At 66.5% G+C, this 15439-nt stretch carries 14 protein-coding genes; 5 read left to right on the forward strand and 9 right to left on the reverse strand.

Annotation, left to right across the window (positions count from 1 at the left end; translation table 11 throughout):
- Window positions 1-40: 40 nt before the first annotated feature.
- On the reverse strand, window positions 41-1225 hold the full coding sequence (locus QQS53_RS12125) for a sensor histidine kinase (protein ID WP_472776084.1): 1185 nt from the start codon (window positions 1223-1225) through the stop codon (window positions 41-43).
- Between the two features lie 165 nt (window positions 1226-1390).
- On the opposite strand from QQS53_RS12125, the gene QQS53_RS12130 reads away from it, so the two are divergent.
- From QQS53_RS12130 to QQS53_RS12140, 3 genes are read left to right on the forward strand one after another with little or no spacing between them, the layout of a single operon-like run.
- On the forward strand, window positions 1391-2404 hold the full coding sequence (locus QQS53_RS12130; RefSeq protein ID WP_472776056.1) for an ABC transporter permease: 1014 nt from the start codon (window positions 1391-1393) through the stop codon (window positions 2402-2404).
- 1 nt (window position 2405) lies between these two features.
- Window positions 2406-3086, forward strand: a complete 681-nt coding sequence (locus tag QQS53_RS12135) for an ABC transporter ATP-binding protein (RefSeq protein ID WP_472776057.1) — start codon at window positions 2406-2408, stop codon at window positions 3084-3086.
- 59 nt (window positions 3087-3145) lie between these two features.
- Window positions 3146-3883: a YwaF family protein gene (locus QQS53_RS12140; RefSeq protein ID WP_472776058.1), complete on the forward strand. Its 738-nt coding sequence runs from the start codon at window positions 3146-3148 to the stop codon at window positions 3881-3883.
- Here QQS53_RS12140 and QQS53_RS12145 read toward each other — a convergent pair.
- Together QQS53_RS12145 and QQS53_RS12150 are read right to left on the reverse strand one after the other, a co-directional pair.
- Window positions 3866-5350 (reverse strand): bifunctional ADP-dependent NAD(P)H-hydrate dehydratase/NAD(P)H-hydrate epimerase, encoded by a 1485-nt coding sequence (locus QQS53_RS12145; protein WP_472776059.1) that lies wholly within the window; start codon window positions 5348-5350, stop codon window positions 3866-3868. The genes QQS53_RS12140 and QQS53_RS12145 overlap by 18 nt on opposite strands.
- Before the next feature lie 9 nt (window positions 5351-5359).
- Window positions 5360-6172 carry an Fpg/Nei family DNA glycosylase gene (locus QQS53_RS12150; RefSeq protein WP_472776060.1) on the reverse strand — a complete coding sequence of 271 codons (813 nt, stop codon included), beginning with the start codon at window positions 6170-6172 and terminating at the stop codon, window positions 5360-5362.
- Between the two features lie 580 nt (window positions 6173-6752).
- On the opposite strand from QQS53_RS12150, the gene QQS53_RS12155 reads away from it, so the two are divergent.
- Window positions 6753-8249: a DUF1846 domain-containing protein gene (locus QQS53_RS12155; RefSeq protein ID WP_472776061.1), complete on the forward strand. Its 1497-nt coding sequence runs from the start codon at window positions 6753-6755 to the stop codon at window positions 8247-8249.
- Between the two features lie 53 nt (window positions 8250-8302).
- Window positions 8303-9241, forward strand: a complete 939-nt coding sequence (gene trhO / locus QQS53_RS12160) for an oxygen-dependent tRNA uridine(34) hydroxylase TrhO (protein WP_472776062.1) — start codon at window positions 8303-8305, stop codon at window positions 9239-9241.
- Between the two features lie 642 nt (window positions 9242-9883).
- On the opposite strand, the gene rplI is transcribed toward trhO, so the two are convergent.
- From rplI to QQS53_RS12190, 6 genes are all read right to left on the reverse strand, one after another.
- Window positions 9884-10336 carry a 50S ribosomal protein L9 gene (rplI, locus tag QQS53_RS12165; protein WP_070768785.1) on the reverse strand — a complete coding sequence of 151 codons (453 nt, stop codon included), beginning with the start codon at window positions 10334-10336 and terminating at the stop codon, window positions 9884-9886.
- A gap of 51 nt (window positions 10337-10387) precedes the next feature.
- On the reverse strand, window positions 10388-10993 hold the full coding sequence (locus QQS53_RS12170) for a single-stranded DNA-binding protein (RefSeq protein ID WP_472776063.1): 606 nt from the start codon (window positions 10991-10993) through the stop codon (window positions 10388-10390).
- Window positions 10994-11046: 53 nt separating this feature from the next.
- Complete coding sequence (gene rpsF / locus QQS53_RS12175; RefSeq protein ID WP_210400092.1) at window positions 11047-11337, reverse strand: 30S ribosomal protein S6; 291 nt, start codon at window positions 11335-11337, stop codon at window positions 11047-11049.
- Between the two features lie 127 nt (window positions 11338-11464).
- Window positions 11465-11653, reverse strand: a complete 189-nt coding sequence (locus QQS53_RS12180; protein ID WP_368520713.1) for a hypothetical protein — start codon at window positions 11651-11653, stop codon at window positions 11465-11467.
- Between the two features lie 2 nt (window positions 11654-11655).
- On the reverse strand, window positions 11656-13110 hold the full coding sequence (locus QQS53_RS12185; protein ID WP_472776064.1) for a glycosyltransferase family 87 protein: 1455 nt from the start codon (window positions 13108-13110) through the stop codon (window positions 11656-11658).
- A 28-nt stretch (window positions 13111-13138) separates the two neighbouring features.
- The gene (locus QQS53_RS12190) at window positions 13139-15397 is read right to left on the reverse strand and encodes a transglycosylase domain-containing protein (protein WP_472776065.1); all 2259 of its coding nucleotides are present in this window, start codon (window positions 15395-15397) and stop codon (window positions 13139-13141) included.
- Window positions 15398-15439 lie beyond the last annotated feature (42 nt).

A 15439-nucleotide genomic window follows, 5' to 3' on the forward strand; every position in this document is an offset into this window, starting at 1 on the left:
GTCCTCCTCGTCTACTCGTGCGTCCGCGACCGAGTCGCTATTACTGTGTGCCCGTTTCTGCCGGGCCGGGGCCTGGTTCAGTAACCGGGCCGGGGCGTTGGGTCTGGGGCGCGTGCTGGCTGGTCAGGGGAATGCTGACTGCCAGGGCGGTGCCGGCGGCGCCGGTGGATTCTAGGCTCAGGCTACCTCCTAAATCCTCCACACGGCGGGCCAGGCCGCGCAGCCCGTAGCCGAAGTGCCCGTCCGCACCGTCTCCGTCATCGACGACGTCGACGGTCACCGCGTCCTTAAACAGCCCCAGGGTGACCACCGCGCGGGAGGCGTGGGCGTGCTTGACCACGTTGTTGAGGCCCTCCTGCACGCAGCGCAGGGCGGCGGAGTAGACCGGCTCCGGCAGGGCGGCGGCCTGGCCGTGGGTGTGCAGCTCAAAGGCGGTGGGCTCCCCCAGCGCCTTGCCGCGGCGCCGCATCCGCGCCAGCACCTCGGCGGCGGCCTCCGGGAGAGGGCGGGCGGAATCCGCCGCCGTCAGGTCCCGCACGAAGCGCCGGGCCTCGGCCAGGTTTTCGCGGGCCACGGACTCGATGGTGGACAGGCCCTCCTGGGCGCTGTCCGGGGCCTGCGCGCGGGTGGCGCGGGCTAGCAACACGATGGAGTTCAGCCCCTGGGCCACGGTGTCGTGGATTTCCCGGGACAGGCGCTCGCGCTCCTCCAGCCGGCCGGCCTGGTGCTCGGCGGCGGCGAGTTCCTCGCGGGTGGCGCGCAGCTGCTCGGCCACCTTCCGGTGGTGGTCCGCCTCGCGCGCCAGGGCCCGGTAGGAGTAGTAGATGGCCACGGCGAACAAGGTGCCGATGGCCGGCCCGATGGCCGCGGCCACCGTCCAGTCCGCCGGGTGGAGCCAGGCCGGCACGAAGGCCGCCACCGCCCAGGCGCCCGCCACGGCCATCAGGCCGGGCACGGTGGGAAGCAGGTGCAGGTACAAAAACGCCAGCGGGAATTCCAGCCACAAAAAGTCCGGCGTGTGCACGACCAGCCCGAGCCATAGCAGCGTGACCAGCGCCAACCAGGCGTATCGGGTGGCCCGGCGCAGCGGCACGCCCCGCTTTTCCTGCCAGGTGCCGGCGACGTAGACCACGGCCAAGACTCCCGCCAACAGGACGGCGCGGTAGTCCAGGCGCCCGTCCACGCCGGCGCGCAGCACGCCAAAGCCCAGCAGGAAAGCGAACATGACGTGCAGGCCCACGCGCAGCCCACTCAATACGGAGTCGAAACCAAACTTCACAGCGATCCACGCTAGTCGGGCGGGAGGTTGATTTTCATCAACCAGTCGGTTGACTGGCAAATCAACCGCCGCCCCGATTACTTTCTGAGCTGGGCAAACCATGATGAAAGTATGTTCTTAGCACTTCGAGATATAGCCTATGCCCGCGGCCGGTTCGCGCTGATGACCGCAGTCGTCGGGCTCATTACCCTATTGCTCGTCATGCTGAGCGGACTCACCGGCGGCCTCAGCAAGCAAAACACCTCCGCCCTGGAGGCGCTCGACCCGGCCGGCGTGGTCTTCAGCAGCGACGAGCCCTCGTTCAGCGACTCCCAGGTGGACCGGGACTTCGCCGCCGACTACCCCGGCGCCACCGCCCTGGGAGTAAGCCAGACCCGGATCGCCTCCGGCGAGGAGGCCGGCACCGTTGCGGTGATGGGCCTGCCCGAAGGCAGCCTCGTCCCCGGCACCGAGACCCCGGTGAAATCCGGGCAGCTGCAACTGTCCGAGACGGCTGCCGAGGACGTCGCCGCCTCCGCCGGGGAGATGCTCCAGGTAGGCGGGGAGGACGCCCTGGTCGCCGGGACCGTCCCGGACGAGTTCTACTCCCACTCCCCCGTTGCCTGGACCACCACGGAGACCTGGCGCGAGGTCGCGCACGCCCCGCAGGACGTCGTCGGCACCGTCCTTCTGACCGAGGACGCCGACGCGCCGGGCGCGGTCTCCCTCGCCGACGCCCTCGGCGGGCTGGCCAGCTACCAGTCGGAGCGCGGCTCGCTGCTGACCATGCAGGGCTTCCTCTACGCCATCTCCGCGCTGGTGACCGTCGCTTTCCTTTCCGTGTGGACCATCCAGCGCACCCGCGACCTGTCCATCCTGCGGGCACTCGGCGCCGACGGTTCCTACCTACGCCGCGACGCGCTCGGCCAGGCCGCCGTGGTCCTGGGGTTGGGCACGGTCCTCGGCGCCGTCGTGGGCTGGGGGCTGGGCGAAGCCGCGGCCCAGGCGCTGCCGTTCGAACTGTCCATCAACACCGTGCTGGTGCCCGCCGTGGGCATCTGGCTGCTCGGCCTGGCGGGGGCGGCGCTGGCTACCCGCAAGGTCTCCCGTACCGATCCGATGCTGGCTCTAGGAGGGGCTGCCTAAGATGAATTACCCACTTGATCTACGCAATATTACCGTCACCTACCCCGATGGCCCGACCGTGACCACTGCCCTCGACGCCGCGGATCTGCAGGTTCCGGCCGGCCAGGTCACCGCGCTCGTCGGCGAGTCCGGCTCCGGCAAGTCCACCCTGCTGTCGGTGGGCGCCGGGCTGGTGGTCCCGGACAGCGGGAGCGTGCGCGTCGCCGGCACCGATCTCACCGATGCCCCGGACAAGCTGCGCTCGCGAACCCGCCGCAACCACATCGGCATCATCTTCCAGCAGGCCAACCTCATCGCCTCCCTGACCGTGCGCGAGCAGCTCGAGATTGTCGATCACATCAGCGGGCGCAAGCGCCGCCCGCACCACGCCGACGAGCTCCTCGAGCAGGTCGGCCTGGGCGGGCTGGGCGGTCGCCGCATGCAGCAGCTGTCCGGCGGCCAGCGCCAGCGCGTCAACATCGCCCGCGCCCTGATGGCTGACCCGGAGGTCCTGCTGGCGGATGAGCCGACCAGCGCGCTGGACTCCAATCTCAGCCAACAGATTATGGATTTGTTGGTCCGGCTGACCCGCGAGCGCGATCTCGCCACGGTGGTGGTTACCCACGATCGGAGCTTGGCCGCCGAGTGCGACGCCGTAGTGGAGGTCAATGACGGAAAGGTTAAGGAGACGATAGTAACCTAGGTCGGGTCATGTTAAAACGCCCGCGTAAAGCACGTGTAGTCCCCACCGCGTATCCCCGGATGCCGCAGTGGGGACCTGCGCATATCACCATGCTGGCCGTCACGGTCGCCGCCTGCGGCGTGTTCATCGTGGCCGCGCGGCGCGTGCGCGGCACCAGCAAGGAATCCTTCCTGCGGAAGATGACCGGCTGGGTCATGCTCGTCGCCGGCACCGCCTGGACCATTATCTCCCTGGACCCGAAGCAGTTCGACATCCGGGAGTCGCTGCCGCTGCACCTGTGCGACGTCCTGCGGCCGGTGCTGGCCATAGGTCTCATCACGGAGAACGAGCGGGCGCTCAACCTCACGTATTTCTGGGGGATTATCCTCAACCCGCAGGCAATCATCACCCCGGACGTGATCTATTACTTCGAGCCGAAGTGGCTGCGCTTTGCCACCTACTGGTTCTTCCACATCACTGCGCTGGCCACTCCCCTGGCGCTCACCTTCGGCCTGGGATACCGCCCGACCTGGGCCGGGTACCGCTCGGCCGTGGCCACCACCCCGGTCTGGATGGCCACCGCCATGCTGGTCAACCGCTTTACCGACGGCAACTACGGGTTCTTGAACCACCCGCCGGGCAGCCGCTCCATCATCAACTACCTGGGCCCGTGGCCCTTCTATATCGTCTCCGAGATCCTCGCGGTGGGCGCGGCCTGGGCCGCGATGACCGCGCCGTGGCAGCTGCCCAAGCTGCGCCGCCGCACCCGGCCTATCGGCCCGAAGGGCCTGGTCCGCAAGCTACTGGCGCGCAAGTAGCCGGGCGACAGCCGCGGGAATGGCGGCGGCTATCTGGCCCGCGGTTGCTACCGATACCCCGTACTCCGTCGTCGCCGCGATCTCCGCGGCGTGGACGTGGATGGTCACCGCGTGGACGATGGCCTCCATGCTCATGCCCTCCAGCGCCACTTGCGCGCCGAGGATCCCGCTGAGCACGTCGCCGGAGCCGGCCGTGGCGGCCAGCGAGTGGCCCGCGTTGATGCCGACCGGGGTGGTGCCGGCGCTTTCCGGGCCCACGACGGTGGTGATCCGGCCCTTGTGCAGCACCCAGCAGTCCAATGCCCCGGCGAGAGCCTCCTGCGCCTGCAGGCGCCCGGCGGGCTTTTCGCCCTGCACGCAACCGGCATAGAGGGCGTCGAATTCCGCCGCGTGCGGGGTCAGCAGGACCGCCGGGTGCGCGCGGACCAGGCTTTGCAGGCGCAGGCTTTCGGCCAGCTGGCGCAGGCCGTCGGCGTCGATGACCACCGCGCACTCGGGGCGCTGCAGCACCGCCTCCAGTTCCTCGGCGGCCGCCTCCGCCCTGCCGGGGCCGACCACCCAGCTATCGACGCGGGCGTCCGTCCCGGTGGCCGAGACAATCTCCGGGAAGCGCTGCGTGGCGCCGGGGTTGTTGAGGACCTGGACCATGGATGGCGTCGTGCGCAGGGCGCCGGCCGCGGCGAGCACCCCGGCGCCCGGGTAGCGTTGGCTGCCGGCGCAGATGCCGGTCACCCCGCCGCTGTACTTGTGGGAGTGGATGCCGGGGCGGGGATCCGGGATGGGGCCGGTGGTTTCCGCAGGGCACAGAAATGGCGAGTCCCAAACATAGCTGCTGCCCACGGTGGGTTCGTTCGCTAGATAGGCGTCCGGTGTATGCCGGCCGAGCGCCTGGGCGAAGCCGGGTACTTCGCCGACGACGACCTCGCCGCACTCGGCCGCCACGGCCTGGCCCAGCCGCCCTCCGCCGAAGGTGACGGTGACGTCGGCGCAGACCGCGTTGTCCGCGGCCACTCCCGAGTCGGCGTCTACCCCGGTGGGCATGTCGACGGAGAGGACCTGCGCGCCGGCCAGCAGGCCGTGCACGTCCACGTCTAGGCCGCGGGCCGAGCCCAGCCCGGCGACGGCGTCGATGACCAGATCGAACTGCCCCGGCTGCGGGGCCTTGTCGGCGATGGTGACGCCGGCCTCCCGCGCGGCGGCCAGGGCCCGCGGCTGGGCGGAGCCGGTGACCAGCAGGGCCTCGACCGAGCGTCCGAGCTGCGCTAACAGGGCGCCGGCGTAGAGTCCGTCGCCGCCGTTGCCCCCGGAGCCGGCCAGCACCAGGATGCGCCCGGAGGCCGACATTGCCGCCGCGGTGCGGGCGACGGCCTGGGCGGCGGCGCGCATGACGTGGTCCGGCTCGGGCTCGGCGGCGAGCAGTTCCTGCTCGGCGGCGCGGACAGCGGCAGTGCTATAGGTGGCTAACATGCTTCCAGCCTAGGCCGGCTGGCAGGTCGGGCACCAGAAAAGATTGCGGGATTCCAGCGCGCGCTCGGCAATTGGGGTGCCGCAGACGTAGCAGCCCAGGCCGGCCCGGCGGTAGACGTAGACCTCTCCCCCGTGATCGTCCTTGCGCGGATCGCGGCCCATCGCCTCCGGGGTGTGCTCGTCGCGGACGGTGTCGATCCGGCCGCGCTCCACGCCTACCTGCATGAGGAAGACCAGATCCGCCCAGAGGGCATCGAAAGCCGCACGGTCTAGCTCCTTGCCGGGAAGGAAGGGGTTAATGCCCTGCCGGAAAAGGGCCTCCGCGCGATAGATATTGCCCACCCCGGCGAACAGGTGCTGGTCCATTAGCAGCGAGGCGATGCTGCGCCGGGAACGGTGCACCTTCTCCCAGACCACCTCGGGGTTCGCGTCCGCGCGCAGCGGGTCCTCGCCCACCTTGGTCAGGCGGGCGGCGTAGTCCTCCTCGGTGATCAGCCGGCAGAACTGCGGGCCGCGCAGGTTGGCCGCCAACCCGTCGGTGGCGATCCGCAGCCGGATCTGCCCCCAGACGTCTTCTGCCGGCTCGAAGCGCAGGGAGCCGATGAGGCCCAGGTGGATGTAGACGATGTGCTCCGGCTGTGGCGCGTCGAAGTGCACGAAGAGGTGTTTGCCGAAGGTCTCGGCCCGGTCGATTTCGTGCCCGTCCAGCTGCGCGGCCTCGGCGGCGAAGCGGCCCTGGGGGCTGGTGACCTGCAGCGCGCGGTGCCGGAAATCCCGGTTCAGGCGGTTGGCTAGACGGTGGATGACGTGACCTTCGGGCATAGTTTCCCAGTCTAGCCGGCAGGGCACTCGCGGCCGCCGGCCGCGGCTAGTGACGGAAATCATATTACCTATAACATCGTCGTTTCCTGTACGCCGCCGTGGGCGTCTCCCCTGCGCACAGCGTTAACATCAGGAAACCCCAAGGTAGGACGGAAAATTGCTGACATGACAACCATTAAGCAAATTCATAGCTTCGGTGCTATCTGCGGTAGTCTAACGAGCACTCGACGCCGTCCGAGAGGGTTGACGTCGGGTACGGGCGTGGCGGTTGTTGGGTAAGAGCGGCAACCGTCGGATGCGCCTATTCCTGGAGAGAGGCGAACGGCGCCGCTCACCCATATTCCTTTCCGTGGGTGGCGGCGCCGTTTGACATATCCGGGTCTCCCCTGGCGCCCAGCTCTCCCCCAGCGTTCGGATGTCCCCCCAGCGCAAAGAAGATGACAAATCTTTCGGGCCTCGTTATAGGCTGACTAGGATTTCTATGACTTTTAGCTCGGGGTTGCGTAGACTGTAGCGGCGTACATAAATCGATAAGACGGCAGTAACGCCGCCCATGCTGATGGAGCAAGAAGGGCCATTTATGACGCACGCACTTGGATTCGACCGCGAGAAATACATCCAACTCCAGTCCGAACACATCAGCGCCCGGCGGCGTGACATCGGGGGAAAGCTTTACCTGGAGATGGGCGGTAAGCTTTTTGACGATATGCACGCCTCCCGCGTGCTGCCCGGATTCACCCCGGATAACAAGATCGCCATGCTGGAGCATATCCGGGATGAGGTGGAAATCCTCATCTGCATTAACGCCAAGGACATCGCCCGCCAGAAGGTGCGCGCGGACCTGGGCATCCTCTACGAAGACGACCTGTTGCGCCTGGTCGACGTCTTCCGCGAGCGCGGGTTTTTGGTCAACAACGTGGTGATGACCCAGCTGGAAGACGGCAACGGCCCGGCCGAAGCCTTCATTGACAAGTTGGAGCGCCTAGGCCTGAAGGTCGCCCGCCACCGCCTTATCCCCGGTTACCCGACCGACACGGACCTGATTGTCTCCGAAGACGGCCTGGGGCGCAACGAATTCGCCGAGACCACCCGGGACCTCGTGGTGGTCACCGCGCCGGGGCCCGGCTCCGGCAAGCTAGCCACCGCACTGAGCCAGATTTACCACGAGCACCAGCGCGGCGTGCAGGCCGGCTACGCCAAGTTCGAGACCTTCCCCATCTGGAACCTGCCGCTCGAGCACCCGGTCAACCTGGCCTACGAGGCCGCGACCGTGGACCTGAACGACTCGAATATCATCGACCACTTCCACCTGTCGGCCTACGGGGAATCCACGGTGAATTACAACCGCGACGTGGAGGCCTTCCCGCTGCTCAAGTCGCTGCTGGAGCGCCTGACGGGCCAGACCCCCTACCAGTCCCCCACGGATATGGGTGTCAACATGGCCGGCCTGTGCATTACTGACGACGCCGTCTGCCGCGCCGCCTCCCAGCAGGAGATCATCCGCCGCTACTTCAAGGCCCTGGTCGAGGAAGCCCGCGAGGGCCTGGATTCCACCCAGTCCGACCGTGCCGCGGTCATCATGGCGAAGGCCGGCATCCGCGTCGAGGACCGCCCGGTGGTCGAGCCGGCGCGCCAGCGCGCCCAGGCAACCGGCGACCCGGCCTCCGCGCTGGAGCTGGCCGACGGCACCATCATCACCGGCCGCACCTCCGCGCTGCTGGGCTGCTCGGCGGCCATGCTGCTCAACGCGCTCAAGCACCTGGCCGGCATCGACGACGAGATCCACCTGCTGTCCCCCGAGGCCATCGAGCCGATCCAGACGCTCAAGACCAAGCACCTGGGCTCCCGCAACCCGCGCCTGCACACCGACGAGGTGCTCATCGCCCTGTCGACGTCGGCGGCAAAGGACGAGAACGCCCGCCGCGCCCTCGAGCACATCAGGGAGCTGGCCGGCTGCGACGTCCACACCACCACCATCCTGGGCTCGGTCGACGAAGGTATCTTCCGCAACCTGGGCGTCCTGGTGACCTCGGACCCGGTTTTCGCCCGCAAGAAAGGCCTGTACCACAAGCGCTAAGCCGCAGGTCAACAATTCGGATTTTGCCGGTGCCCCGCCTAAAATTCAAAGGCGTGAGCATCGGCAAAATTCTCCTGTACTACTGCTTTACCCCGCTCAAGGACCCGCAGGCCATCATGCTATGGCAGCGGGACTTGTGCGAATCCCTGGGGCTTAAAGGCCGCATCCTGGTCTCCGAGCACGGGATCAACGGCACCGTGGGCGGGGACATGAACGCCTGCAAGCGCTACGTGCGTAAGACCCGCGACTACCCCGGCTTCAAAAAGATGGCCTTCAAGTGGTCGGAGGGCTCCGCAGACGACTTCCCGCGGCTGTCGGTGAAGGTGCGCGACGAGATCGTGGCCTTCGGCGCGCCGGAGGAACTGCAGGTCGACGAGGACGGCGTCGTGGGCGGCGGGGTCCACCTGCGCCCGGAGCAGGTCAACGAGCTGGTCGCCGAGCGCGGCGACGACGTCGTCTTTTTCGACGGTCGTAACGCCATGGAGGCCGAGATCGGCAAGTTCAAGGGCGCGGTGGTACCGGACGTGGACACCACGCACGACTTCATTAAGGAGCTGGAGTCCGGCAAATACGACTGGATGAAGGACCGGCCCGTCGTGTCCTATTGCACCGGCGGCATTCGTTGCGAGGTCCTCTCCGCCCTGATGAAAAACCGCGGTTTCAACGAGGTCTACCAGATCGATGGCGGGATCGTGCGCTACGGGGAGAAATACGGCAACGACGGCCTGTGGGAAGGCTCGATGTACGTCTTCGACAAGCGCATGCACCACGAATTCGGCATCGGCACCGAGGATCCCGGCTTTATCCAGCTGGGCCACTGCGTGCACTGCGGGGCCGGGACGAATACCTTCCACAACTGCATCAACGAGGACACCTGCCGGCGCCAGGTCCTCATCTGCGATGACTGCGCCCAGCACACCGAGACTCAGCACTGCGGCCGGCCCGACTGCGCGGCGGTGGCCGCCCGTGCCGCGGAGAACGCGGACAACTAGCCCGGCTGGGCCAGCGGGTACCCGCGCCCCCGGCGGTGAGATTTTCTTAGTTTAGGGCGCCGGCGGGTGGGGACGGGGGAGACATCCGGCAGGCTGGCGGTGCCCGGATCTACCCCCACGGTGTGGTCCTCGGGGGTACAAATCGCCGCCCCTGGTGGATAAGCACGGGGGAGTTATCCACAGGTATCTGTAGAATTCGCTCTCACCTTTGCTTTCGCCGCCGAAGTATCCACCGGGCTCTGTGGATAACGTCCCGGTTTTCTGACCTGCGGTTTTAATAAGTGCAGGTCAGGGATGTTTTAAAGGTGTGAATACTTTAAGGAAAACCGTGAATAACTTCCCTACCTGCGGCGACGGCGAGTCACATTTTCGCGGTATATTTTTCGTAACAGTCACCGCCCGGCGGGAGTTATCCACAGGAAAGGGCGGGTTATCCACAGTTGTCCACAGTCCGGCTTGTGATTGCGGAAGTCGCGGGCCCGGAAGCTGTGGGGCGCCGGGGGAGCCGGGGGTTAAGGTTTGCGGGAGTGGGCATGCAAAAAGGCCCTGGGAGCGGAATCCCACCTCACATAGGATTGCCGGCCCCAGGGCCTTAAAGCTGCTGTTGTCTTTGGGTCTATGGTTTGACCGTCGAGCGCCTAATTAGGCAGCTACGACCGAGAAGTTCACCTTGCCGAGAACGTCAGCGTGCAGCTGGAGCTCGACCTGGTAGTTGCCGGTCTTCTTGACCAGGCCCTTGGGCATCTTGACGATGCGCTTGTCCAGGTTCGGGCCGCCAGCCTTCTTCACGGCGTTGACGATGTCCTCAGCGTTCACGGAGCCGAAGAGCTTGCCCTTCTCGGAGGTCTTAACCTCAACCGTGACGTCGTTGAGCTGTTCAAGCTGATCGCGGATCTCACGAGCGTGGTCCAGGTCGCGGATTGCGCGAGCTTCCTGGGCGCGCTTGATGCCCTCGATCTGCTTTTCTGCGCCGCGGGTGGCAACGATGGCCAGGCCGCGCGGCAGCAGGTAGTTACGTCCGTAGCCGTTCTTAACCTCAACAATTTCGCCGGGGGCGCCGAGGTTCTCAACGGCAGCGGTGAGGATCAGCTTCATGATCCCTGCCTTTCAATTGAGTCGTTTATTCGATGATTACTGCGCACTTAGTTAGAACGGGGGTTCATCATCAGCGCCGGAGAATCCTCCGGCCTGCGGTGCAGAATTCCACGGATCGTTGTCCTGCGTGGACTGCTGGTTGCCGCCAAAGCCACCCTGGCTGAAACCGCCCTGGTTGCCCTGGTTGCCGCCGAAGCCGCCCTGGTTTCCGCCCTGATTGGAGCCGAAGTTGTTGGAACCCGAGTTGTTTCCGCCCTGGTTGTTGCCAAAGTTGCCGCTGCCGCCCTCACGCGGGTTGCGGTGAACCTGGGCCTTGGCGTACTTCAACGAGGGGCCAACCTCATCAACGTCAATCTCGAAGACGGTGCGGTTGTCGCCGTCACGGGTCTGGAAACTGCGGGCCTTCAGGCGGCCGTTGACAATAACGCGCATGCCCTTGGTCAGGGTCTCTGCGACGTTTTCAGCCATGTTGCGCCAGGCGTTGCAGGTCAAGAACATAGCTTCGCCGTCTTCCCACTGCTGTTGCTGCGCATTGAAGTAACGCGGGGTAGAGGCCACCCGGAAATTAGCTACGGGTGCGCCAGACGGGGTGAAACGCAATTCCGGATCGGCGACGATATTGCCTACTACGGTGATTGGGGTGTCTCCCTGTGCCATGTTCTTAAACTCCTTTTCGTGGAAACTGTAGTTTTTACAAACCCCAGTATCCGCTATTTAGCGTCGGTGCGCAGAACCTTGGTACGCAGAATGGCGTCGTTCAGGTTCAAACGGCGATCGAGCTCGAGTACCGAGTGGGACTCGCACTCCAGGTTGACGACGGCGTAGATGCCCTCTTCCTTCTTGTTGATGGGGTAGGCCAAGCGACGCTTGGTCCAGACATCGACGTTTTCAACCTTGCCGCCGTCCTTGCGGACGGAGTCGAGGAACTTGTCTAGGGACGGGGTTACGGTGCGCTCATCCTGGCTAGGATCCAGAATGATCATTACTTCGTAGTGACGCACGGACCTCATCACCTCCTATGGTCTAGTAAATGGTTTTCGGCCACATCACCTTTGCGGATGTGGCAGGAGGGTACGTTGCGTCAAGCAACCCCACCACAGTACCGCATTCGGGGCCCAAAACTGAAATCTAGCCGCCCTGGGTAGCGGCGAAAAAGACCGCGCTGCCGGCGGGCACGAGCGTGAGGAAAACCAGCGCCAAGAGGCCCAGGACGATGGGCGCGGTGCGCTGGCCCTTCTGCTGGTAGAGGTAGTAGGCCGTGCCCACACAGGCGAAGCCAATGACGATAGAGATAATGCCAATAATGGTGATGAGCATGATTAGTGCACCGGTTGCAGGGGATCGGAATACGGACGGTCGGGGTGGCTGCGGCGGACGGCATCGTCGGCGCTGCCGCGCATCTGCCGCACCACCAGCACGACCATGGAGATGATGAGGCCGTCGCGCACCAGGATGGCGGCGTCCAGCAGCTCGTGGGGGATGCCGCCGTTCTCGGCGCCCAGCATGTGCCACATCAGAAGCGGCCAGACGGCGAACTCGGCCCAGGCCCACGCGGTAATCAGCCGCCAGCGCGGCACGGCCAGCACCGCCGGGATGAGCAGCCACAGCGAGTACTGCGGCGACCACACCTTGTTGACCAACAAGAACGCGGCCACGATGAGGAAGATGAGCTCGGCCACCCGCGGGGTGTGGGAAGCCTTCAGACCCACGACCAGGATGGCCAGGCACAGGGCGGCGAAGAGCCCGAAGGAGACTACATTGAGCACGCCGGGGGAGAGGTTGAAGGCGGTGTTGCGGGCCAGCAGCGCGTAGACGGTGGTCCACTCCCAGGACCGCTCCGAGTTGAGGCGGAAGAATTCGCCCCACGCCGCCGGGTAAGCCAGCGCCACCGGCAGGTTGACCGCCAGCCAGGTCACGGCCGCAGTCCCCAGCATCACGCTGAACGGCCGCCAGGACTTCGTGCGGATGGCCAGCACCAGGTAGGCGCCCAGGATGTAGAGCGGCCAGAGCTTAACCGCGGTGCCTATTCCTATCCAGAACCCAGCCCAGCCCGGCCGGGAGCGCTGGAAGGCGAAAACGGCGGCGACCATGCAGAAGATGGAGGGGATGTCCCAGTTCGTGAAGGCGTGGACGATAACTAGCGGGCTGGCCGCGATGAGCAGCGTGTCCCAAAAGCGGTTGCCCACCAGCCGCATCACCAGCGTGATGGCCGCGACCCAGAGGACGGACATGGTGAGGGCGGTCAGCGCGAAATACCAGCCGGCGGCCGGGATACCCGCCCAGACCACCAGCGGGTGGGTCGCGCGCGCCACGGCCGCGATAGCGCCTTGGAACAGCCCGGCCAGCACCGGGTATTCCATGTAGCGGGTAACGCCGTCCTCGACCCAGGAGAAGGCGTAAGGGAAGCCGCCCTGGTCGAGGCCGCGCCCGGCAAAAAGCGGCACGATGTCGTTGTAGCAGGCGGAGGTGTAGTGCCGGTTGCCGGACCAGTTGAGCTGGACCGCGCCGTCGCCGTCTCGGACGCCGCCCGCGCAGTTGGCCTTGGCCAGAAACCCGAGGGCGAGGAAGACCCACGCGACCGCGATGACGGCGCGGGTCGGGGTCATCCAGTGCGGGCGCGGGCGGGCAAAGCGCCCGGCCGGCCCGCCCAGGAAGTCGACGATGCCGCGCGCCGTGGGCTCCGCGCTCAGCGGCACCCAGGGGCGCCGGCGGTCGCGGCAAACGGGGGTCGCGGGGGCGGGGCCTGCCTGCGGGGCCGGGGCGGTGTCGTCCATGTGTTTTAGTACTCCTCCGCCTCGGCGCCTAGCCCAGGATGTCGGCTAGGCCGCCCTGGGGGTCTTCGAGGAAGTCCTCCAGCGAGGGGTTGCCGTCGCCGCCGCCGTTACCGCCGCCATTGCCGCCGCCGTTTCCACCGGACGGGGCGTTTCCGCCGCCCCCGCCGGGGTTCTCATTCGGGTTGCGGCTCGGCTCGGCCGGGGCCGGCTGCGAGGGCTGTTCTTCCGCGCCCTCGGCCGGGGCTTCTTCGACGCCCTCCGAGTCGGTCGGGGCGTAGGTGTCCTCCGTCGGGGCGTAGTAGGTCGCGCCGCCGCCGGCGCCGCCGGTGCCGTAGCGCACGGGCGCGGCCTGCGGGAAGGTCTCGTAGTCGGCCTCGGCCAGCGAGGTGTCCAGGATTGACTTCCAGATCTGGGTCGGGGCGCCGGCGCCGTACATGTTGCCGCCGTAGGCGTTGAAGATGGCGTCGGTGTTCTCCGCGGTACCGACCCACACGGCGGTGGCCAGCTGCGGGGTAGCACCCACCATCCAGGTGTCCTTGTTGTAGCCGGTGTCGCCCAGCTGGGCGGTACCGGTCTTGGAGGCGGACTCACGCCCGCCCGCCAGGGCGCCGTTCGACCAAGCGGCCACCGGGCGCATGGCGTCGATGACGTTGTTGGCTACCTGCTGGCCGACGCGGCGCTCGCCCTTGTCCGTCGGGTGCTCGTAGAGAACCTCGCCGCTGATGGTCTCGACCTTCTGGACGAAGTGCGGGTTGTGCCACACGCCCTGGTTGGCCAGGGTGGCCATGGCGACGGCCATGTCCACCGGGCGGGACTGGTACTGGCCCAGAACGATGCCCTCGTAGGGCTGCTTGCCGTTCTCGGTCAGGGTCTTCTCAATCCCCGGCAGGGAGCGGGCCACGCCCAGGGCGTGGGCCATGTCCGCGGTGTCCTGCGTGGTGTTCTTCAGGTCCTCCTGCAGGCGGATGAAGGAGGTGTTGTAGGACTTCTTGGTCGCCTCGCGCAGGGAGCACACGCCGCAGCCGCTGCCGTTGACGTTGTTGACAACCTCCGAGCCGGGCAGCTGGTACGGGGCCGAGGAGTAGTTGGTATCCAGCGAGATGCCCTGCTGGAGGCCGGCCGCCAGGGCCATGATCTTGAACGTCGAACCGGTCTGCAGCGGGGCGTTGGCGTAGTCCCAGCCGTGCTCCTCGTGGCCGCCGAAGTAGCCGCGGATAGCGCCGGTGGACGGCTCGATGGTCACCGCCGCCGCGCGGGCGTCGTCCTGCAGCGGGGCCAGGTTGGTGTCCACGGCGTCGATGCCGGCGTTCTGGACGTTCATGTCGATGGTCGTGGTGATCCGCAGGCCCCGGGTGTTGACGTCCTCTTCGGTGATGCCGACCTCGCCCAGCTCCCGGATGACCTGGTTCTTGATGTGGCCGTTGGCGCCGGGGGCCTCCGTGTAGGCGGAGTACTCGCCCTGCTCGCGGGTCTGCGGCATCTGCATGCCGGCGCGCTCCGCGGCGTCGAGCTCGCCCATGTCGACCAGGCCGTCCATGACGTAGTTCCAGCGGGCCTCTGCCGCGTTCTCATCCACCGCCGGGTCCAGGGCGCTGGGCGCCTGGATGACGCCGGCCAGCAGGGCGGACTCCTCGACCGTCAGGTCCTCGACGTTCTTGTCGAAGTAGGCGTTGGAGGCGGCCTGGATGCCGTAGGCGTTGCGGCCGAAGTAGACGGTGTTGAGGTAGGCGTTGAGGATGTCTTCCTTGGACCACTCGTTGGTCATCTTGATCGAGTAGATGAGCTCGCGGGCCTTGCGCACGTAGGAACGCTCGTCGCCGACCAGGGTGTTCTTCACGTACTGCTGCGTGATGGTGGAACCGCCGCCCGCGGAGGAGTTGCCGGTGATTTCACCGAGCACGGCGCGGGCGAAACCGCTCAGGGAGAAACCGGAGTTGGTCCAGAATTCGCGGTCCTCGGCTGCCAGGGCAGCGTTTTCCGTGTGGTCCGGGATCTCGTCGAGCTTGACCTGGCTGCGGTTGCCCTCCGGGGGCACGATGCGCGCCAGCTGCGTCGACGAGTCGTTGGCGTAGATATAGGAGATCTGGTTGTTAGTCAGCTCCTCCGGCTCCGGGACGTCGTACTGCGCGTAGGCGTACGCGAAAATCGCCAGGGGTAGGAAGACGATTACGCCGACGACCGCGAGGACGATCCACGGCCAACGGCGCTTGTTTTTCGCCTGGCCAGCGGAGGCTGGTTTAGCCGCGCCCTGGTCATCGGGGGTGCGGGATCCACTTTTGTCAGTCACTGCGACCTTAGCCCTTACTTAACTTGTAAACCTAGACTTCAA

The organism is Corynebacterium sp. 2571A, assembly GCF_055700935.1.

Coding starts and splice junctions, on each gene's coding strand:
- QQS53_RS12150 (WP_472776060.1), bottom strand. CDS start 6,172: ATGCCCGAAGGTCACGTCATCCACCGTCTAGCCAACCGCCTGAACCGG.
- rplI (WP_070768785.1), bottom strand. CDS start 10,336: ATGAAGCTGATCCTCACCGCTGCCGTTGAGAACCTCGGCGCCCCCGGC.
- QQS53_RS12155 (WP_472776061.1), top strand. CDS start 6,753: ATGACGCACGCACTTGGATTCGACCGCGAGAAATACATCCAACTCCAG.
- QQS53_RS12130 (WP_472776056.1), top strand. CDS start 1,391: ATGTTCTTAGCACTTCGAGATATAGCCTATGCCCGCGGCCGGTTCGCG.
- QQS53_RS12145 (WP_472776059.1), bottom strand. CDS start 5,350: ATGTTAGCCACCTATAGCACTGCCGCTGTCCGCGCCGCCGAGCAGGAA.
- QQS53_RS12135 (WP_472776057.1), top strand. CDS start 2,406: ATGAATTACCCACTTGATCTACGCAATATTACCGTCACCTACCCCGAT.
- QQS53_RS12180 (WP_368520713.1), bottom strand. CDS start 11,653: ATGCTCATCACCATTATTGGCATTATCTCTATCGTCATTGGCTTCGCC.
- QQS53_RS12170 (WP_472776063.1), bottom strand. CDS start 10,993: ATGGCACAGGGAGACACCCCAATCACCGTAGTAGGCAATATCGTCGCC.
- QQS53_RS12185 (WP_472776064.1), bottom strand. CDS start 13,110: ATGGACGACACCGCCCCGGCCCCGCAGGCAGGCCCCGCCCCCGCGACC.
- QQS53_RS12140 (WP_472776058.1), top strand. CDS start 3,146: ATGCCGCAGTGGGGACCTGCGCATATCACCATGCTGGCCGTCACGGTC.
- QQS53_RS12125 (WP_472776084.1), bottom strand. CDS start 1,225: ATGTTCGCTTTCCTGCTGGGCTTTGGCGTGCTGCGCGCCGGCGTGGAC.